Annotated in this window: 13 protein-coding genes and 1 riboswitch; of the genes, 8 read left to right on the top strand and 5 right to left on the bottom strand. The window is 56.1% G+C overall.

What is annotated here, in order from left to right:
- Positions 1-2 precede the first annotated feature (2 nt).
- The gene (locus B5F80_RS03685) at positions 3-797 is read right to left on the bottom strand and encodes a DUF4931 domain-containing protein (protein ID WP_087477472.1); all 795 of its coding nucleotides are present in this window, start codon (positions 795-797) and stop codon (positions 3-5) included.
- A gap of 126 nt (positions 798-923) precedes the next feature.
- Here B5F80_RS03685 and mutY point away from each other — a divergent pair, with 126 nt between their 5' ends.
- From mutY to B5F80_RS03650, 7 genes are all read left to right on the top strand, one after another.
- Entirely contained in the window at positions 924-1,985 is a 1,062-nt protein-coding gene (mutY, locus tag B5F80_RS03680) for an A/G-specific adenine glycosylase (protein ID WP_233127913.1), read from the top strand.
- Positions 1,982-3,250 (top strand): metallophosphoesterase, encoded by a 1,269-nt coding sequence (locus B5F80_RS03675; protein WP_087477471.1) that lies wholly within the window; start codon positions 1,982-1,984, stop codon positions 3,248-3,250. Before mutY ends, B5F80_RS03675 begins: the two co-directional genes overlap by 4 nt.
- A gap of 23 nt (positions 3,251-3,273) precedes the next feature.
- On the top strand, positions 3,274-4,275 hold the full coding sequence (locus tag B5F80_RS03670; protein WP_087477470.1) for a nucleoid-associated protein: 1,002 nt from the start codon (positions 3,274-3,276) through the stop codon (positions 4,273-4,275).
- A gap of 150 nt (positions 4,276-4,425) precedes the next feature.
- On the top strand, positions 4,426-5,325 hold the full coding sequence (locus tag B5F80_RS03665) for a LysR family transcriptional regulator (protein ID WP_087477469.1): 900 nt from the start codon (positions 4,426-4,428) through the stop codon (positions 5,323-5,325).
- 129 nt (positions 5,326-5,454) lie between these two features.
- Positions 5,455-5,591: riboswitch (FMN riboswitch) on the top strand.
- Positions 5,592-5,696: 105 nt separating this feature from the next.
- Positions 5,697-7,232, top strand: a complete 1,536-nt coding sequence (locus B5F80_RS03660; RefSeq protein WP_087477554.1) for an FGGY family carbohydrate kinase — start codon at positions 5,697-5,699, stop codon at positions 7,230-7,232.
- A gap of 278 nt (positions 7,233-7,510) precedes the next feature.
- Positions 7,511-8,371, top strand: coding sequence for a 3-hydroxybutyryl-CoA dehydrogenase (locus B5F80_RS03655; protein WP_087477468.1), 861 nt, complete (start codon positions 7,511-7,513; stop codon positions 8,369-8,371).
- Between the two features lie 143 nt (positions 8,372-8,514).
- Complete coding sequence (locus B5F80_RS03650; RefSeq protein WP_087477467.1) at positions 8,515-9,297, top strand: short-chain-enoyl-CoA hydratase; 783 nt, start codon at positions 8,515-8,517, stop codon at positions 9,295-9,297.
- A gap of 74 nt (positions 9,298-9,371) precedes the next feature.
- On the opposite strand, the gene B5F80_RS03645 is transcribed toward B5F80_RS03650, so the two are convergent.
- Complete coding sequence (locus B5F80_RS03645; protein ID WP_087477466.1) at positions 9,372-10,961, bottom strand: DEAD/DEAH box helicase; 1,590 nt, start codon at positions 10,959-10,961, stop codon at positions 9,372-9,374.
- Positions 10,962-11,127: 166 nt separating this feature from the next.
- Here B5F80_RS03645 and B5F80_RS03640 point away from each other — a divergent pair, with 166 nt between their 5' ends.
- Positions 11,128-13,281 carry a UvrD-helicase domain-containing protein gene (locus B5F80_RS03640; protein ID WP_087477465.1) on the top strand — a complete coding sequence of 718 codons (2,154 nt, stop codon included), beginning with the start codon at positions 11,128-11,130 and terminating at the stop codon, positions 13,279-13,281.
- Positions 13,282-13,381: 100 nt separating this feature from the next.
- On the opposite strand, the gene B5F80_RS03635 is transcribed toward B5F80_RS03640, so the two are convergent.
- From B5F80_RS03635 to B5F80_RS03625, 3 genes are all read right to left on the bottom strand, one after another.
- On the bottom strand, positions 13,382-13,879 hold the full coding sequence (locus B5F80_RS03635) for a flavodoxin domain-containing protein (protein ID WP_087477464.1): 498 nt from the start codon (positions 13,877-13,879) through the stop codon (positions 13,382-13,384).
- A 133-nt stretch (positions 13,880-14,012) separates the two neighbouring features.
- A complete protein-coding gene (locus tag B5F80_RS03630; RefSeq protein ID WP_087477463.1) occupies positions 14,013-14,666 on the bottom strand; it encodes a methionine ABC transporter permease in 654 nt (217 codons plus the stop codon).
- Positions 14,647-15,690: a methionine ABC transporter ATP-binding protein gene (locus tag B5F80_RS03625; protein WP_087477462.1), complete on the bottom strand. Its 1,044-nt coding sequence runs from the start codon at positions 15,688-15,690 to the stop codon at positions 14,647-14,649. Before B5F80_RS03625 ends, B5F80_RS03630 begins: the two co-directional genes overlap by 20 nt.
- Positions 15,691-15,765: the final 75 nt, after the last annotated feature.

Here is a 15,765-nt window from a genome sequence, read left to right as displayed (position 1 = left end):
AGTTAAGGCTGGGCGAACTGCCCTTTCATCGCTTCGATGAACTGGGCCCGATGGCCTGGATTGGATATTTGGGGAATCATGTATCCGACGAACAGGGGGTTGGTCAGGAAGCGGGGCATGATCTTGACGTACAGCTTGTCGTCGCCGGGGAAGTCGTAGAAGAAGATGTTGTAGCTGTCGTTGCTGCGGATGAATTTGAACATGAAATAGTCCGCCGTGCGTTGCATATAGCGTACGAACTGGGGAAGCTTTTCCTCGTCGGAGAGGATGAGGTTGATTTCATAAAATCCGATGATGGGCCGCAGGGACAGGTTGACTTCTATGCCTTCTTCACAGAGGATGGGCGTGCCGGAGAAGTGGCAGGACTGAATGTCGTCGTGGTAGTCGTAGTGCTCGAAGCCGACGATTTGCGAGTGGGGATGGTGAATCGTCCCGCCCGACATGTAGCCGTGGTTGCGGTAGAATACGACGGAGCCGCGGCGGAAGCGTTCCATGGCCTTGACCTGACACCATTTTTCCAGTCCGAAGCGGATGAGGTCGACGGCGTAGGCGGCGTCGTAGGTGGAAAAGTCGCCGTTGCAGTCGTCCGTTTCGATAATCAGGGTCTGCCAGGAGTCCTTCAGGACGGGGTAGGCGTTTTCCAGCCAAATCATATGGCCTCTGGTATCCATGATGTTCTTCAAATGGGCTACGTCGCAGAAGGGGCAGTACGATTCGTCGCGGTGGACCGTATCGGGCTTCGTTTTCCCTATGTCTAAATTGTATTCAAGAATATGGTGCAATGGATTCTGTTCCATAGTGTATGCTCCTTTTTTATTCATTATATATTGTAGCATACGGACTGCCTTTTTTAAACATGATGCGATATAATTATAGATACAGCTTTTCCGGCGACGGGGAAGCTGCGAAAGGATGGTAGATATATGAAGGATAACGATATGAAGGACGGGGCCTTGTGGTCGCCGGTGCTGCTGCAATGGTTCGACGCCTACGGGCGGGACCTGCCGTGGCGGCGCGACGTGCCGCGGGACCCGTATAAGGTATGGGTGTCGGAAATCATGCTGCAGCAGACGAAGGTCGAAGCGGTGCGGCCCTATTACGACAGCTGGATGGACCGCTTTCCCGATATTCCCACGCTGGCGGCGGCCTCGCAGGACGACGTGCTGCGCCAATGGCAGGGGTTGGGGTACTACTCGCGGGCCCGCAATCTCCACGAGGCCGTGCGCGAGGTCGCGGCGTCGTACGGCGGAAAGGTGCCGAAGAATAAGAAGGATATACTGGCCTTGAAGGGCGTCGGAGACTACACGGCCGGGGCGATCCTGAGCATCGCCTACGGCGAGGCCGAGGCCGCCGTAGACGGCAACGTCCTGCGGGTCTTCGCCCGACTATATAATATAGACGGCAACATCTTGTCGGGGCCGGTGAAAAAAGAAATCACGGCCTTGGTGCAGGCTCAGATTCCCCAAGGCCGGGCCGGGGCGTTCAACGAAGCGCTGATGGATTTCGGGGCCATGATCTGCATTCCCAAGCATCCCCGCTGCGGCGAATGCCCCTTGGCCGATATATGCATGGCGAAGCGGGCCGGCCGGGAGCAGGAGCTGCCCGTGCGCATCGTAAAGAAAAAGGTGCCGACAGAGCCGGTAACGGTCGTCGTCGTAGAGGACAATGGACGCTGGCTCATCCACCGCCGGCCGCCGCAGGGCTTGCTGGCGTCGATGTGGGAATTTCCCAACGGGACGGATGGTTTGGACGGCGTGCGGCAGCTGACGGAAGGCGTCGGCGTGACGATTGCCGTCGACGATGAGCCCATAGGGACGCTGAAGCACGTCTTTTCCCATAAAATATGGCAGATGACTATTTACGAAGGCCGCCGGATTGGCGGGGAGCTTATGGAAAAGGAGGATTGGCAGTGGCTGCCGAGGCGCGACGTGACGTCGGTCCCCTGGGCGGGGCCTCACGGTAAAATCACTGCTATGGCGAGATGAAGGGACCCTTTTTTATCAACTTCATGATCATCATGTCGTGCATCTGCGTGTGCTCCGCCGTACTGTGGAACTACATCTACCGCCGCAGCCGCTGGCTGGCTCTGGTCGTCTTCGTGGCGGCGGCGACAGTTATCGCCGGCGCAGGCCTGTCTTACTACGGGAGGGTGTTTCCTGCTGTACAAGGGACTGCCGAGGGGATGCTCCTCATGTACGGCTCCCTGGGGGCTATCAGCTGGTTTTTCCTGTTTTTCCTGGCTTTTCCCGTCTTAGTCGTCGCCTCTGCCGCCGTCTTTATCGAGCGGCGTCTGCGGCGGCGAAAGCAGAAACGGCGCGGCGTGACGGCTATGCCGCCTGTACCGCCGGAAAAGGGGGAGGGACGGGGGATTACGCGGCGTTCCTTCCTGCGCGGCGCAGCAGCGGCTATTCCCGTAGCGGCAGCCGGTACGAGCGTGCTGGGGAATTTCGTCGGCGAGAGCTATCTGGCCGTAACCCGTCACGACCTGCACTATCCCGGCCTTCCGGACTACCTCGACGGCTATAAAATCGGCCAGATTTCCGACGTCCACCTGGGGCTGTTCGTCAGTCCCGAGCGGCTCCGCGAGGCTTTGGAGGCGCTGGCGGCGGAGGGAGTAAACCGCGTGGAAATTACGGGCGACCTCATCGACGAGCTGTCTCTCCTGCCGCAGTGCGGCGACGTGCTGCGGGAGATGGCGGCGAAATTTCCCGACGGCATAGATTACTGCTACGGCAATCACGAGTATTACCGCGGCCTTGAGGCGATTACGGCCTTGCTGGAAACGACACCGGTACGCATTTTGCGCAACAGCGCCGTAGAGGCGTCGGCCGGGCGGGGAGAGGGCTTGGCCGAACGGTCCGGCCAGGATGCCGCTCCCTTTTACGTTGCCGGCGTAGACTACAGCTTTGCCCGCGGCGACGAAGCCTTTACGGCCCAGCGGCGGGAGTACGTGGCTCATGCTTTGGACGGCGTGCCCGAATCGGCCTTCGTCGTCATGCTGGCGCATCATTCCGATTTCATCGACGAAGGCTTTGAACGGCGCATCCCCCTGACGATGTGCGGCCACACCCACGGCGCCCAGTTCGCCCTCATCGGGCCCGTCGTCGAATCCGTTGGCTTCAAGTACCTGCGCGGCATGTACCGCCAGGGCGGCTCATACGGCTACGTCAACCGCGGCACGGGCCATTGGCTGCCCTTCCGGGTATTCTGCTCCCGCGAGGCGACGGTCTTTACCCTGCATAAAGGATAAACAGGAGGAAACAACAGATACGTATGATGATACAAAAAGCGATTTTACATATATTGGATTTCAATACGAACATGTGCATCTTGTCGCAGAAGGACCTCGATTTCAGCAGCGACGTCGTGTACGAATATGTGGACAAGCGCATGAGCCGCATCCTGCAGGATGCAGGCCAGCAGACAGGCGTATTTTACGCGACGAGCTCCTATCAGGCTCTGCTGCAGCAGCTCGTCGGCGGCCAGATGGACTTCGACGAGTTCGCGTCCCAGACGGCGCGGCAGCTCTACGACATCTTGTTGCACTGCGACGGGCCGGCGTCGCTGGACGTCCTCGTCGTCGATTTCAATGACGACGCCGACGTGCGCTGCATCGGCGTACTCCTGCTGGACAACAAGACGGCCTATACTCATCAGATATTGGACGACGACGGGGCAGTGTACAACAAGCTCATCAAGCATTACGCCATCCTGCCCGGCGCGTCCCAGAAGATAGAGGCCTACGCTCTCATACACTGCGGCGATTTCTCCATCCGCTTCGTCGACAAGAAGCGGCAGATGGACGGGGAAGACGTCTATATCCTGCCGGAACGGCTCCTGCAGTGCACGTCGGTCATTTCGGCCAGGGACGCCGTCAAGCTGGTCAGCAAGATTGCCGCTAAGGTGGCTGAGGACCACGGCGGAAATACGGTGGAGGTCTTATCGAAGGCCAAGAATTACCTTGTCGAAAACGCCGAGACGGCCGAAGCCTTTTCGCCGCAGGATCTGGGGGCCGAGGTGTTCGCCGGTTCGCAGGCCATGCGGAATGAATTTGCCGCCCAGCTGGAGGAGGCCAAGCTGCCTGCTGACGTGCCCATCGCCAAGGCTTTTGCCGAACGGGCCGGCCGCAGCCACAAGATCAAGACCGATACGGGCATTGAAATCATCTTCCCGTCGGAATACATCGAAAACACGGATTACATCCAGTTTATCAACAATCCCGACGGCACCATTTCCATCGAATTGAAAAATATCGGCAAGATCATCAATAAATAAACGAGAGAGGGCTTTTTCCCATCGGGGAAAGGGCCCTTTTTCCTTGAGCTGCTCTACGATTGAATTTTATGGGGAAAAATGATACGATTACATATATTTTAAGAATGGCCTTTAACGTTCGAGAAACGTCTGCTGAAAGGGGAATAGGACATGGAACTGCGCGTGCTGAAGTATTTTTTAGTCGTTGCCAGAGAAGAGAATATTACGAAGGCGGCCAAGATGCTGCACATCACGCAGCCTACCTTGTCGCGCCAGCTCATGCAGATGGAGGAAGAGTTCGGCGTGTCCCTGTTCAAGCGCAGCAAGCACAGCATCATACTGACTGAGGAGGGCATGATACTGCGCCGCCGGGCCCAGGAGCTCGTCGACCTGGCCGAAAAGACGGCGAAGGAAGTGTCGCGGCAGGACGAGGTCATTTCCGGCGAAATCGCCATCGGCTGCGGCGAGACGAAGAATCTGGAGCCTATGGCCAAGGTCATGGCGGCCTTTCAGCAGGCCTATGGAGAGGTGCAGTTTACCTTGTATACGGGCATTGCCGACGACGTGAAGGAGCGCATCGAGCAGGGAACCCTCGATTTCGGACTACTCATTGAGCCCGTAGACGTGAGCAAGTACAGCTACCTGCGCATGCCTCTCAAGGACCGCTGGACCGTGCTGATGCGGCAGGATCATCCCATGGCGGCGAAGGAGGCCGTCGAGCCGCAGGATCTGGCCGGGCAGCGCCTCATCATGCCGGCCCGCTTGTCCGTAAAAAATCAGGTCGAAGCCTGGCTGGGGCGATGGCAGTCCGACGTGCGCCTGGCCGTGTACATGAATCTGTCGGCATACAACAAGATGGTCCTGACGGACAACGGCGTCGGCCTGGCCTTGGGGCTGGACTTCGACACGGTCTTGCCGGGCTTGTGCATGCGCCCTATGAAGCCGTTCATCGAAAACGGAAGCTACATGGTCTGGAAAAAGAACCAGTTCTTGTCGCCGCTGCTGGAACGGTTCATCGAATTTAGCGAAGCATATCTGCAGGAGCACTATGGAGCGCAGCGCGGCGAATAGGTCGTCGGCGTCTGGACAAGGCCGTTTCACCGGGCGGGCTTTGCTTTTGCCGTCGTCTTACTTGTTTTTTTCATTCCATCGTAGTATGATATATATGTAAAAAATACATAATATATTTACATTAATATATTTAGTCTTTGAGGCAAGGTGAGAAAGGGAAATCCTTTCAGAGTCCTGACCGGCGGTGACAGTCCGCAACCTCCTGAGGGAGCTGACCCGGCGAAATTCCGGGACCGACAGTATAGTCTGGATGAGAAAAGACTTCGGGCGCGGCGCAGGTGTGTTTGCCGTGCCGTTCTCAAGTGCGAAAAGGCTGGATGTATTCCGGCCTTTTTTTGATTTGCCGCAAGATAGAAGGGCAGGTAATGGATATGGAAAAGAAATATTATTTGGGATTTGACGCCGGGACGCAGAGCGTAAAGGTCGCCGTGTACAGCGAGGACATGGAATGCGTAGCTATGGATACGGCCAAGACGACGCTGTATTATCCTCATCCCGGCTGGGTGCAGATGGACGTAGACGAATATTACCGCCTCATCAAGCAGTGCATGGCGTCGTGCAGCCGCCAGCTGGAAGAAAAGGGGATTTCCCCGGCGGCGGTGCGGGCTATCATGGGCGACGGCATCATCTGCGGCATTGCCGGCATCGACGCCGAAGGAAACGCCGTGACGCCGTACGTCAATTATCTGGACAGCCGCACGGCCGACGACGTAGAAGGGCTGAAGGCCTTGAAGCTGGATATCTGGGCGGCCGAAACGGGCAACGCCGAGCCGAACGTCATGTTCCCGGCCATGTTTGCCCGCTGGTTCATGAAGCATATTCCGGCCTTTAAGGAAAAGGGCGTCAAGTTCGTCCACAACTGCCCGTACGTCCTCATGCATCTGGCCGGATTGCAGGGAGAAGACGCCTTTATCGACTGGGGCGCTATGTCCGGCTGGGGCCTGGGCTACAACGTCGTGACCAAGGAGTGGTCCGATGAGCAGCTTCGCATCCTGGGCATCGACAAGAAATACATGCCGCGCATCGTCAAGCCCTGGGACATTATTGGCCGTCTCTGCGAAGCCGACGCCCTGGAAACGGGCTTTCCCGCCGGCATTCCCATCTGCGCCGGCGCCGGCGATACGATGGAATCCATGATGGGCAGCGGCATTCTGGAAGCGGGCAAGGCCGTCGACGTAGCCGGCACGTGCGCTATGTTCTGCGCCGCTACGGACGGCATCATCCCCGAATTGTCCGTGCCGGGAAGCGGCCTCATCTTCAATTCGGGCACCTTGCCGGGGACGTATTTCTATTGGGGCATGGTGCGGACCGGCGGCCTGGCTCTGCGCTGGTTTAAGGACTCTGTCTGCCGCCGCGAAGACGACGAATACTACGCCGAGCTGGACAAATTAGCAGAACGCCATCCAGCAGGCTGCGACGGGGCGATGTTCATTCCCTACCTGACGGGCGGCAACGGTGATTTCCCCCATGTGCGCGGTACCTTCACGGGCCTGACACTCGACTCGGACCAGGGGGCGATGTGGCGCTGCGTCCTCGAAGGCATCGGCTACGATTACATGGAGGTCACCGACCGGTACCGGGCGGCAGGCATCGACTTGACGACGCTGACCATTACGGAAGGCGGCAGCCGTGACGATTTGTGGAATCAGATCAAGGCTGACATGCTGGACACGCAGGTATCGACGCTGCGCGTCGCCGGCGGGGCCGTGCCGACAAACTGCATCGTAGCCGCCTACGGAGCCGGCGATATTGCCGACCTCAAGCAGGCTCTCCAGCGGCAGCTCGCCGTTCACAAGACCTTTATGCCGAATAAGGACAACACGGCCATGTACAGGCGGCAATACGAACAAAGACGCCATATCTTGCAGGCCTTAAATGTCGGCGAAGGGCAAAAAAATGAATTGTGAAAAATTACATAATCTGGTATGACCAACGTTCATAATATAACGTAGTAAACGGCGCTTTTGGTATCGAATGATGAAATAAAAGTATTGGACATGGTTTGTGTATAAAAAAAACGTATACATAATATGCAGTTTTTTGGAAAAATCGCGTTTTTTCGGTAGATTTTTTTGGAAAACGTGATATACTATGAGTGTAAGCAGTGAAACTTATTTTAATATCGCGCGTGAGTTTTCGAAAGAGACTCGTGAAAAAAATCACGCGAAATAAGGAGGAGTTTAACATGTTTTGTAAAAAGGTAATGGTTATTGGCGCAGGCACCATGGGTTCCGGTATCGCTCAGGTATTTGCTGTTAACGGTTGCGAAGTCGTTTTGAATGATATTAAAGACGAATTCATCGCCGGCGGCAAAGCTAAAATTGATAAAGCCTTAACGAAATTGGTCAGCAAGGAAAAAATGACGCAGGAAGAAAAAGACGCCGTAATGGGCCGCATTTCCGGCTTCGTTACCCGCACGGCCGACAACATGAAAGACATCGACCTCGTTGTTGAAGCTGCTATCGAAGATCTGAAAATCAAATCGGCTATCTTCAAAGAATTAGACGAACTCTGCCCGGAACACACGATCCTGGCCAGCAACACGTCCTCTTTGTCCATCACGCAGATCGGCGCAGCTACAAAACGTCCGGACAAAGTTATCGGCATGCACTTCTTCAATCCGGCTCCGGTCATGAAATTGATCGAACTCATCAACGGCATCGCTACTTCTGAAGATACGTTCGCAAAAATCAAAGAAGTATCCGAAGAAATCGGCAAATCCCCGGTTAAAGTTGCAGACTTCCCGGGCTTCGTAGGCAACCGCGTCGTTATCCCCATGATCAACGAAGCTATCCAGGCTTTGATGGAAGGCGTAGCATCCAAAGAAGATATCGACTCCGTATGCAAACTGGGCTTCAACCATCCGATGGGCCCCTTGGCTTTGAGCGACTTGATCGGCAACGACGTTGTCCTTCACATCATGGAAGTTCTCTATGAAGGCTTCGGCGATCCGAAATATCGTCCGTGCCCGCTCCTCAAAACGTACGTCAACGCCGGTTACCTCGGCCGCAAGACGGGCAAAGGCTTCTACGACTACACGAAATAATAGGCGAGCAGTACAAACACAACTCTATAAGCAAGCAATGTAAACTCAAGCGATTTATATTTGTCAGGCAGTGGGCGTGAGTATTCACGCCCCTTGTTTGCACGTCCTACGTGTGAATATATTATTTTGGGAGGGTTCTAATTATGGACTACAAAAACATTCTTTACTCGGCAGAAAACGGTATTGCAACGATTACGATCAATCGTCCGAAAGCTCTGAACGCCCTGAACACGGAAACGGTTTCGGAATTAAGAGACCTCGTCGGCAAAATCGCCGCTGATTCCGAAATTAAAGTCGTCGTTATCACGGGTTCCGGCAGCAAATCCTTCGTAGCCGGCGCAGATATCGTTGAAATGTCCACGAAGAATGCAGTTGAAGGTCGCGCATTCGGCAAAATCGGTCAGGATACGTTTACGGAAATCGAAAACATGCCGCAGCCGGTTATCGCTGCTATTAACGGCTTCGCTTTGGGCGGCGGCTGCGAACTGTCCTGCGCTTGCGACATCCGTTATGCTTCTGAAAACGCTAAATTCGGTCAGCCCGAAGTTGGCCTCGGCATTACGCCGGGCTTCGGCGGCACGCAGCGTCTGCCCCGTGTCGTTGGCCGCGGCTACGGCAAAGAACTGATTTTCACGGCTGGCATGATCGACGCTCAGGAAGCATATCGTATCGGCCTCGTAAACAAAGTTGTTCCTCAGGAAGAACTGATGGATACCGTATATGCATTGGCTAAGAAGATCGCGAAAAACGCTCCGATCGCCGTACAGCTCTCCAAAGCAGCTATCAACCGCGGTATAAACTGCGACGTTATCACTGGTATTGCTTATGAAGACGAAGTATTCGGCCTTTGCTTCGCTACGGAAGACCAGAAAGAAGGCATGGGCGCTTTCGTTGAAAAACGTAAAGCTACGTTCACAGGCAAATAATATCCTTGATATTGCCATATGAATAAGAAAAAACCGTATCCTCGTCAGAGGGTACGGTTTTTTTGATAGGCGAATTAGTCTTTAAAATAGGGCTTGAACACGGAGCGGTTCGGCTCCTTACGGACCTTCTTTTCGCCGCTGCGGCGGAACGTTCCCGACGCGTTGTCGTTTTGCTTCCGCGGCGCGAAGTGACGGCGTTTCGTATTGCCGTTCCGATAGTCTCCGCTGCGTTCGCTCCGGTCATTTCGTTCGGAACGGTCGTTCCGGTCGCTGCGGTCGTGACGATAGTCGCGGCGGCGGTTTTTGTCGCCGTAGGGACGGCGGGAGCGGTGGACGCGCAGGGGCGCTTCTTCCGTAATGTTGACCGGCGTCGTGTCCGGCTCCTTCGTGAGCAGCTTGATGGCTGCTGACAGGAGGGCGACAGAGTCGAAGTGGGTGAGAAGCTCTTCGGCGTTGGCCCGGTAGATGCTGTAGTTGTCGTCTTCTGTTGCGGCGACGAGACGGCGGATAGCCGCCTGCTGGGCTCCTTCCAGGGCTTCCGAGAAGGTCGGGGCCTTGCGGCGGGCGATGCGCCGTTTGATGAGCCGTTCGATGGCCCGCAGGTGGTCGATTTCGCGGGGAATGACGAAGGTCGTCGCTTCGCCGCTCTGGCCGGCCCGGCCTGTACGGCCGACGCGGTGGACGTAGCTTTCCGGGTCCTGGGGTAAATCGTAGTTGAATACGTGGGTGACGCCGCTGATGTCGAGGCCGCGGGCGGCGACGTCGGTGGCGACGAGGATATCGATAGTCTTTTCGCGGAATTGGCGGATGACCGTGTCCCGTTTAGCCTGCGTCAGGTCGCCGTGAATGCCTTCGGCGGAATAGCCACGCTTTTTCAGGGCTTCGGACAGCTCGTCGACGCGGCGCTTGGTACGGACGAAGATGATGGCCAAATCCGGCTCCTGCAGGTCGAGAAGGCGGCAGAGGATGTCGAATTTCTGGCGGTCCGGCACTTCGATGTAGGACTGCTCGATGAGGTCGATAGTCACTTCCTTGGCCTTCATGCGGACGATCTGCGGGTCATGGAGGAAGGTTTCCGCCAGCTGCTGAATGGGCTTGGGCATGGTGGCCGAGAACAGCAGGGTCTGACGGGTGCTGGGCGTGGCGGCCATGATGAGGTTGATGTCTTCGATAAAGCCCATGTCCAGCATTTCGTCGGCTTCGTCGAGGACGATCGTCGAAATATGGCTCAGGCTGATGGTGCCGCGCTTCATGTGGTCGATGAGGCGGCCCGGCGTGGCGACGACGATCTGCGGCGATTTGCGCAGGCGGCGCAGCTGTCGTTCCATATCTTGTCCGCCGTAAATCGGCAGGGCCTGGATGTGGGTGAATTGGGCCAGGTGGTTGAGCTCTTCGGCGACCTGCATGGCCAGCTCGCGCGTCGGCGACAGGACGACGGCCTGTATTTCCTTCGACGGCTCGGACGCTAATATTTTTTCTAATACGGGAATGCCGTAGGCTGCCGTTTTGCCCGTGCCGGTCTGTGCCTGGCCGATCATATCGCAGCCCGACATGGCGACGGGGATGGCGTTTGCCTGAATCGGCGTCGGTTCTTCAAAGCCCATTTCGTTTAAGGCGTTGAGAATGACGTCGCTAATTTGTAAGGTTTGAAATTTTTCTAACATGTATGCCTCCTTTTGTATAACTTATTTATTATATCATTAGATAGATTAAAAGAATAGAGGGGGGCTGCGTTTTTGCGGCAGGAGAAATGGCTGGATTTCGTATTGAGCGGCGGCGGAATTCCTGTTATAATGAAAGAAACGAATGTTCGCAGAAAGGGAGGATACGATGATGGATTTGCTGCAGGGGCTGAACGACGCCCAGCGTCAGGCCGTGACGACGACGGAGGGCTGCGTGCGGGTCATCGCCGGCGCCGGCTCGGGCAAGACGCGGGCCTTGTCGCACCGGTTTGCCTTTTTAGTCAACGAGCTGGGCATCTTGCCGGGCCACATCCTCTGCGTCACCTTTACCAACAAGTCGGCGGCGGAAATGCGCCGGCGCATCCACAACCTGACAGGCGACAACGACACGGGCTACGTCAATACGTTCCATGGATTCTGCGTATCGGTCCTGCAGGAAGACAGCCACGCCGTCCAGTATCCCAAGAATTTTCTCGTCCTCGATAATGCCGATATCGACGCCATGCTCCAGATGATTTACGAAGAACGGGGGCTGACGCTGCGCAATATGACCTTTTCCGCCGCCCGGGATATGATAGAAATGCGCAAGCTCGTCCAGGAACCGGAATATTACGCCGACATGATTACGATGTCTCTGGAGCGGCTGAAAAAGAAGTACGACGAAGCCTCGTCGGCTGCGGACATCATCTTCTACGGCTATTTGTATCAGGAAAAGAAATGCTTCGGCCTCGATTACAACGACCTCATCAAGTTTTCCCTGTATATTTTCAAGGAGCACGACGACATCCGGCTGAAATGGCAGCGGCGGCTGGAATACATCATGATCGACGAATTTCAGGATATCGACCTGCTTCAATACGAGCTCATGAGCGTCTTGTGGGGCTATCACAAGAATTTGTTCATCGTCGGCGACCCGGACCAGACGATTTATACGTGGCGCGGCGCCAACGTAAAGTATCTCCTCGAGTTTGACAAAGCTTTCCCAGGGACGAAGACCATCGTAATGATGGATAATTACCGCTCGACGCCTCAGATTTTGGCGGCGGCCAACGCCCTCATCGACAACAACGTGTGCCGTATGGCCAAGTCGCTCCGGCCGACCTTGCCTGACGGTGACGCCGTGGTCTGCCATTTTGCCGAAAATCCCCAGGCTGAAGGGCAGTGGATAGCCGGGCGCATGAAGGCCTTGCGCGAACGCGGCGTGCCTTACAAGGACATGGCCGTCCTGTACCGGGCCCATTACGTGACGCGGACTGTGGAGGAAGCGCTGTTGAAGGAACACATACCCTACGTCATATACAGCGGCGTCCAGTTTTTTAGCCGCAAGGAAATCAAGGATGCTCTCAGCTATTTGCGCATCATCGCCTATAAAGACGACCTGTCTTTCCAGCGGATCGCCAACGTGCCGAAGCGCAATCTGGGCAAGCGGCGCATGGCCTTTCTGCAGGAATACGCCGACACCCGCGGCTGCTCCCTGTACGAAGCGCTGGTCGAAACGATGGACGACGGCCTGTTTAAGGGGACGAAGGCCCGCCAGTTCGCAGCGCTCGTCGAGTCCTTTGCCGCCGAGTACGAGGGCCGGCCTGTATCGGAGGTCCTGTCGGCAATTCTCGACGCCAGCGGCTATGAGAAAGCGCTCCGCACCGAAGGCAGCCAGGAGCGGCTGGACAACCTGGCCGAGCTCAAGCAGGCCGTGTACGAGTATGAAACGACATGCGGCGAGGAAGTCACGCTGGAGCATTATTTGTCCCACGTGGCCTTGCTTACCAACGCCGACGCCGCGCCGGATGACGACAAGGTCAAGCTCATGACGGTTCACGCCGCCAAGGGGCTGGAATTCCCCTACGTATTCCTGTACGGCCTGAACGAAGGCATTTTCCCGTCGCGGAAGGTGCGGACGATGCAGGCCATGGAAGAAGAACGGCGGCTGGCCTTCGTAGCCCTGACGCGGGCTGAAAGGGGCTTATATTTGTCCGAAGCGGACGGGCAGCATTTCGACGGCGCAGTCCGCTATCCGTCGCGGTTTATCCTGGATATGGGCCCGGACGTGCTGGCGTATGATAATCCGCCGCCGGACAGCCTCGTCCGGGCGACTCGGGACTACATCGAATACAGCGGCAAATACTGGCCTGACCGGGAGGGCAAAACGACCTTTGCGTCGGGCCAGCGGATACGGCACGCCGTCTTCGGCGAGGGAACCGTCATCGACGCCAATATGGACCGGCAAGCCTACGTCGTGCAGTTCGATGCCATGGACACGGCGCGGATGATTTCGTTCCGCGTGAAGCTGGAAGCGATATAACATAGGGAGATTATGCAATGAGGCAGAGAAAAAGGACGCGCCGCCAGATTAAGATGACGCGTCCTTTTGTATGATACATAGTATTGGGTCAAGTATAGTATTAGCCCTCTATGCCGAACAACTCGACAGCCTTAGCCGCCATGCGTTCGCCGTAGGTCAGGAAGGTTTCCTTGCTTCCGTCCAGATCTTTGCTTAAGGCTACAGGGCCCAGATGGATGACAGGCGCGCCACATGAGCCGCCGCCGGAATAGGTCATCATGCCGTAGACCATCATATGGTCGAGGATGAGGCGAATGCCCAGGTCGCCGCCGCCGTGGAGATAATCCATCGTTGCGAAGGCTCCGCCCAGCTTGCCGGCGAGCTGGCATTTCTTGCATGGCCCTTCGAGCCAGGACTTGACGTCGGCGCAGACGCTGGCGAAATAAATAGGCGAGCCCAGGACGATGCATTTGCTTTCGGCAGCCCACGCTTCGTCCAAATCGTCGATAGAGCAGGCTTTGGCCTGGACGCCCTGTACCCGTTCCATGCCCTGGGCGATGATTTCGGCCATCTTCTGCGTGTGGCCCGTTTTAGAGTAATACAGTACCATTGCTTTCATACTTCATGCCTCCTTGTTGCATACGTATATATACATCTTACTCATACGGCCCTTTCTTTGTCAAATCCGGCGCTGTATAACATAACCCAGACCATGGCAGGTTCTGCTGCGGTCTGGGTTATATCGTATCTACTTATTTTTTATTTTTCTTGCGCGAGGCGAAGTCGCCGCAGGCCTGGATGAGGTTGACGCCTACGATGAGGATGATGATCGTCGCCAGCATGACGTCGGCGCGGAAGCGCTGGTAGCCGTAGCGGATAGCGATGTCGCCGAGGCCGCCGCCGCCGATTGCGCCGGCCATGGCCGAAGCGCCGATGAGGTTGACGATGAGGACCGTAATGTTGTTGATGATCGTCGGCAGGGCTTCGGGAATGAGGACCTTGCGGATGATCTGGAAGGGCGTGGCGCCCATGGATTCCGCGGCTTCGACGAGGCCGAAGTCGACGTCGCGGATAGACGTTTCAACGAGGCGGCTCAAAAAGGGAATGGCCACGATGGTCAGGGGCACGCAGGCCGCCGTCGTGCCGATGGACGTGCCGGCGATGATGCGGGTCAGAGGAATGATGGCGACCATGAGGATGATAAAGGGAATCGAGCGGATGATGTTGACGATGGTGCCCAGTATCTGATTGATAAAGCGGTTTTCCAGAATATGGCCCCGGCTGGTCGTGACCAGCGTAATGCCGAGGGGAATACCGATGATAGCGGCGATGATCGTCGCGACGGCGACCATGAAAACAGTTTCCTGAATGCCTTGGAGCATTAAATTAATGATTTCTTGGGACATATCCTAAAACCTCGCTTCCAATAGGTAATTCTTTAATATATTCAAATGCTTTTGCCTGTTGTTCCATAGAACCCATGATGACGACGATGAGATAGCCGAAAGGTTCGTCCTGAATGTAGTCGATGTTGCCGTAGAGGACGCTGACGTAGGTGTGGAAGCGTTGTACGACCGATGCGACGACAGGTTCGTTCGTAGCGGCTCCCTTGAAGCGCAGGCGGACGAGCATATCGTAGCCCGGCGCAGGCTGATCCGTAATGCCCATCTTGGCGATGCCGGCGGGCAGCTCCATGTTGATAACCGATTTGACGAAGTCCTTCATCGTCTGGGACTGGGGATTGGTAAAGACGTCGACGACGCGGCCTGCTTCCTTGATGACGCCGCCTTCGATGACGGCGACGCGGTTGCAGATTTCTTTGATAACCGCCATTTCGTGGGTAATGATGACGATGGTAATGCCAAGGCGCTGGTTAATGTCCTTGAGCAGCTCGAGGATGGATTTCGTCGTCTGCGGGTCCAGGGCCGACGTGGCTTCGTCGCACAGGAGGATGTTCGGGTCGCTGGCCAGGGCCCGGGCGATGCCGACGCGCTGCTTCTGGCCGCCCGACAGCTGGGCCGGGTAGTTGAACTGCCGGTCCGTCAGTCCGACTAATTCCAAAAGGTCGGCGACTTTTTTCTGGATGGCTTCCTTCGATGCGCCGATGAGCTCCAGGGGGAAGGCGATGTTGTCGAAGACCGTCCGCGACGAGAGCAGGTTGAAATGCTGAAATATCATGCCGATATGCTTGCGTTCCGCCCGCAGCTGGGCGTCGGTCATGTTCGTCAGGTTCTTTTCGTCGATGATGACGTTGCCGCTCGTCGGCCGTTCGAGCATGTTGATGCAGCGGACGAGGGTCGATTTGCCGGCGCCGCTCTTGCCGATAATGCCGAAGATTTCGCCGTCTTCAATGGTCAGGTTGACGCCTTTGAGGGCGTGGACCTGGGCCTTGCCGTCGTAGGTTTTGGTAATGTTTTCCAGTTTTATCACAATATCAACTCCTTGATTCAGTACGAGTTCAACCCGGTGGCAGTACAACTAAAAAAGCCGTCAAACAGATGACGG

Origin of the sequence: Megasphaera sp. An286 (assembly GCF_002163455.1) — a bacterium.
Lineage (GTDB): Bacteria > Bacillota > Negativicutes > Veillonellales > Megasphaeraceae > Megasphaera > Megasphaera stantonii.
This window is presented reverse-complemented; position numbering and strand designations above follow the sequence as displayed.